Origin of the sequence: Paraburkholderia sp. BCC1876, assembly GCF_902833695.1 — a bacterium.
In the GTDB taxonomy this organism is placed as follows: Bacteria; Pseudomonadota; Gammaproteobacteria; order Burkholderiales; family Burkholderiaceae; genus Paraburkholderia.
Map to the genome: position 1 here is coordinate 1 of NZ_CADFGI010000124.1, position 302 is coordinate 302.

Annotated in this window: 1 protein-coding gene; it reads right to left on the bottom strand. The window is 60.9% G+C overall.

Features of this window, described 5'->3' with window-relative positions:
* Positions 1 to 302 (bottom strand): hypothetical protein (locus HWY05_RS38110; protein ID WP_176061522.1); only part of this gene is annotated, 302 nt, incomplete at both ends.

The following is a 302-nucleotide window of genomic DNA, read 5'->3' on the forward strand; positions in this document are numbered from 1 at the left end:
GCGGCCTTCTTGGCAGCGGGAGCAGCCTTCTTCGCAGCAGGCGCAGCCTTCTTGGCAACAGCCTTCTTCGCAGCAGGCGCTGCCTTCTTCGCGGCAGCCTTCTTGGCAGGCGCAGCCTTCTTCGCAGCAGCCTTCTTAGCCGGTGCAGCCTTCTTCGCTGCGGCCTTCTTGGCCGGCGCTGCCTTCTTCGCTGCAACCTTCTTCACTGCGACTTTCTTAACAGCGACTTTCTTCGCCGGAGCAGCCTTCTTAGCCGGCGCAGCCTTCTTTGCTACAACCTTCTTGGCTGCGGGTTTCTTAGC